The sequence below is a fragment of the Pseudomonas sp. SIMBA_068 genome, assembly GCF_046534705.1.
Classification (GTDB): domain Bacteria; phylum Pseudomonadota; class Gammaproteobacteria; order Pseudomonadales; family Pseudomonadaceae; genus Aquipseudomonas; species Aquipseudomonas putida.
On sequence record NZ_JAWRYI010001270.1, the window covers coordinates 1 to 247 of the forward strand.

Here is a 247-nt window from a genome sequence, read left to right on the forward strand (position 1 = left end):
CTGTGCCTGCCGACTCGGGCCGTGATGAGTTCCGCCAAGGCAACACGCTGGGCACCGCCTACCGACATTGGCGGCGGGCAAAAATCGGCAGGCGCTTTCGGCTGTTCTTTCGCTACGACTCAACATCCAAGGTCATCGTCTATGCATGGGTCAACGACGAAAATACCCTACGGTCCGCAGGCAGCAAATCCGATCCATACGCCGTATTCGAGAAGATACTGGGCCGCGGCAACCCTCCTGATGACTG

1 protein-coding gene is annotated in these 247 nt (G+C 58.7%); it reads left to right on the forward strand.

The window, feature by feature from the left end; all coding sequences use genetic code 11:
- A partial coding sequence (locus tag SB756_RS33645; protein ID WP_410913709.1) for a type II toxin-antitoxin system YhaV family toxin occupies nt 1-247 on the forward strand: 247 nt, incomplete at both ends.